Annotated in this window: 2 protein-coding genes; one reads left to right on the top strand and one right to left on the bottom strand. The window is 64.0% G+C overall.

Translation table 11 applies throughout. The annotated features are described in order from the left end of the window. Positions 1-148: 148 nt before the first annotated feature. Positions 149-2,956, bottom strand: coding sequence for a hypothetical protein (locus MJ783_RS22220; protein ID WP_239313595.1), 2,808 nt, complete (start codon positions 2,954-2,956; stop codon positions 149-151). Positions 2,957-3,103: 147 nt separating this feature from the next. Between MJ783_RS22220 and MJ783_RS22215 the strand changes: the two genes are divergently transcribed. Beyond that, positions 3,104-3,430 (top strand): helix-turn-helix transcriptional regulator, encoded by a 327-nt coding sequence (locus MJ783_RS22215; protein WP_239313592.1) that lies wholly within the window; start codon positions 3,104-3,106, stop codon positions 3,428-3,430. The last annotated feature ends 30 nt before the right edge of the window (positions 3,431-3,460 follow it).

The following is a 3,460-nucleotide window of genomic DNA, read 5'->3' as shown; positions in this document are numbered from 1 at the left end:
TCGAGGGCTGATCCGCGGCCGTACTCAAGCAACAACTGATATACACATCCGTTGGTCAACAACGTCACGACACCCAAAGATCACTAGCCCAGCGATCTCAGTTCAGCGGGGCTGCACCCATCGGCGAACGTCGGCCCGGCCCGTTGAGTCATGGAGCGGCCGTCTGCTCCAACGGACAGTGGTCAGCTTGACCGGGTTCGCCGGGTGGACCGCAAAAGAACGGGTGGCCGCCGATGTCGACCGCCCCCTGCCGCACCTGGAGGATACTGATCTGCTTGTTGGCCGGATAGTGCAGATTGCCGCCCGTCGCGCCGAAATCGATGAGCCCGGTGATGCCCTGCACGGCGTTGTTGTTGGGATTGGGATTCGCCCTGCTCGGCGGCGAGCTGCGAATGCTGCTGATCTCTCTCCAGACGGTTCCCGGCGTGATGGGTATAGAGGTGTCACCCAGTCGTAGATGTCCGACGGCGGCCCGCAGCGTCTGCAGTGCGTCGTAGGTCAGCGCCGCATGTCCATCCAACGACGGGTCCGCGCCGCGGTCCTGTTCCCGCGGAAAGAGCGCATGCAGGTTATGGTAGAATTCGGCGGCACGCGGCGTTGTCGTGGGCGTCGTCGCGAACGAAGCGTACCAGAACGGCACGGTCTGATTCAGCTCTCGAGTTCTGGTGTCCGCCACATAGCGGGTCACGTCGTCGTCCGCGAGCACCGTCGGCGGCGTAGCACATTGCCTGACGCCACCAAGAAACGCGTTGAAGTCGGGGATGCCGTCGCCCGCGTAGTAGACGAGCCCGGGATACCCACAGGTGTTCTTGCCGTTCTGCAGGGGGTACAGGATTCCGGGCTTTATCTTCGATGCGGGCATCGTGCTCGGCGCGAACTTACGCTCCTCGATGTCGAAATTGATTTGTTTGAAGGCTGTTACGACTTGGTCCGTAAGATTCTGGGCGTAGGTGTCCTCTGGATTGTCCGGGGAGAACACGCGCACTTCGGGTCTGGTGATCTGGCCGCTTTTTAACAGCTCGGCTGCGAACGCCGCTGCTACAGCAGCCTCCCGCTTGTTCTGTGGAGACACTTGATAGTACATCGGATTGGAGTCGGCCAACTGATCCTCGGACAAACTGGCCGCCACCACGGGCAGGCCGCCGTTGGCAAGGGCGAGGACCGTCTCGTCGGTGGCTCGCGTGCTATGATCCAGTCCGATGACGCCGACCAGGGGCGCAGCGGACGTTGGCAGGTCGCGCAGCTGCTCGGCCACTATCCTGCCGTGCGACATATCGATTCCGGCGTTGCCGATCAGCAGGCGGACGAGCGGGAGTGATGGGTCCTGGAGTGTCTGGGCTTGGAACACCGCGGCGCCCTCCAGCGATTCCCGTTCGGCGGCAAGGCCGGCGCCGGGAGTGAAAGGAGTCAGCGCCTGGAGGTCGACCACGGTGAAATAGGCGTGGGACGGGTCATCTTGAAACCGTTTCTCCGTCTGCTGGTTCTGGCTTCGGATTATCTCGGTGACGTTGGCGAGCGAGGGATCGAACGAGTAAGAACCGTCGGTGATCCCGATACATTGCCCGTCCACCCGGATCAACGTCGAGCCCGCCGGCGGCCGTCCCCATCCGCTTCCGCAGTGTTCATTACTCCAACGGACGTACGAAATCGTGACGGTAGCGAGCATGGCGAGGAGCGCGAGCATCGTGCCGACGGGTACTACACCCCGCCGGCCCCACCACGGGGGGCGAGCGACCCGGAACGCGCTCGCGCGCAGGCCGTCGACCTGTTGCCGCAAGTCATCCCTCTGCCGGTCGGATCCCTCGAAGTCCGATACCGAAAAGCGCAGGTACCAGGCTGTGTCGCTACGGGCCCGGCGTAGGTCCCGCAACGAGTCCCGCCAAACGTCGTAGGCAGACGTCGCGTTCGGCGCGGAATAGACCGATCGATTCTCGATCACGAGGTCCGGACCCTCCGGTGGGAGCCGTTCCCCCGCGCTGATCAGCAGCAGTGGGTCGAAGTGCCCGACCTCGTTGCGTACACTATTGATCAACTGGAGCAGTGCATAGCCGCCGTTCTCGGGTGTTATGTTGTCAAGGAACAGGATGGTATAGGTCATCCGCCTCGGTCTACCTCTCCACCACGAGAATCGCCAAGCGCGGCGGAGGTCCTCCAGAAACGCGTTGGTCAATAACCGAGCCACCTGCTCAGGGTCCTCTTGGTGCCATCCGTCCGACCCGGCGGTGAGCCGTTCGGCGAAGCCGATGAAGCCGCCGGGTACCTCGGGAGTGAGATGCGGCTGGCGGAGGAACCAGCGGTACTGCGCGCCGACCGGCAACCGGCCGCTCACCCGAAGCACGAACAACAGGGGTGGCAACGCGCGGAATAAGACGGCAAGAAACCGCCACCAGCCCGGCAGGTCCGGTACCTGCTGACCCGCGCTGGTGATCGCGTCGTCGAACCGCTGCACGACGTCCCGCCGGCGCAGCCTGTTCCGCAGTTCCGAATCCCGCCTCGTTGCCTCAGTCTCCCCGAGGTCTTGGCTCATCAGCCAGTCCAGCAGGCCAAACCGGCGGAACCGGATCCGGCCGCCCGTGGCGTTCCGGCTGCTGCCCAACCTCGCTGCAGCATGGGCCAGAATCTCTCGAACCTTCTGTGCGTCACTGCCAGGGAAATCACCGGTCCCGCTATCCGTACGTAGCCGCACCAAGCAGTGCGGTACTCGGCTCGGCCGGGCGTGTGCCATCCGCCGGGCCAGCCCACCCAGCAGACCGGCATGCCGCGGCGACCGGACAAGGCACACCAGCGGCAGCCCCCGCTGCGCCCGGCGGCCCCGCGAGTCGAGCGCGTCAGCTTGATCGCCGAATCTCGGCCGTCGGCACAATCGGCCGACAAGACTCACTATCTCAAGGACGCCAGGGAAGACCGTCAGATCGCCCATTTCACGGTCCTCGTCGAGCACCACAGGAGAACTCACCAGTGACCCCTACCAAATCGTATATGGCGGCCGATGACATAATTCGGAATAAATAGTACCGCATTTTATTTTGCGATCTCTCCGGTACGAAGAGGCTATCCCACTGGCCGAAGCCCGCTACGCCCTCTACCTCAAGGAGCGTGACGCATGAGCCCCGCCCACGGATACGACAGGGACGGGTTCCTCACCGAGTTCTTCCCCGGCGAACACGACCGCCGCGAGGTCGAGGCAGGGGCGGGGCGGCTCGTGGCGGAGAACCGCGCGCATCGGCTCGCTGAGATGCGTCGGTGTCTGGGTCTCACCCAGGCGGACGTCGCCGATCGTACGCACGTCCGGCAGGAAGGCATCTCCCCCATCGAGCGGGCCCATGTCGATGCCAGCGAGCTGCGTACCCTCGCCGCCTACGTCAGAGCACTCGATGAGCACCTGGAGATCATCGCAGACTTCGGCGGGGAACGGCTCGTGATCGACTGACGGCTACCAACCCAGCCAGTACCTCCACGG

This window comes from Protofrankia sp. Cj3 (assembly GCF_917627355.1).
GTDB lineage: Bacteria > Actinomycetota > Actinomycetes > Frankiales > Frankiaceae > Protofrankia.
The sequence above is the reverse complement of the archived record's forward strand: the minus strand, read 5'-3'. Positions and strand labels throughout refer to the sequence as shown.

What these genes read in the sequence shown, in the direction of transcription:
- MJ783_RS22215 (WP_239313592.1), top strand. Translation starts at nt 3,104, where the DNA reads ATGAGCCCCGCCCACGGATACGACAGGGACGGGTTCCTCACCGAGTTC.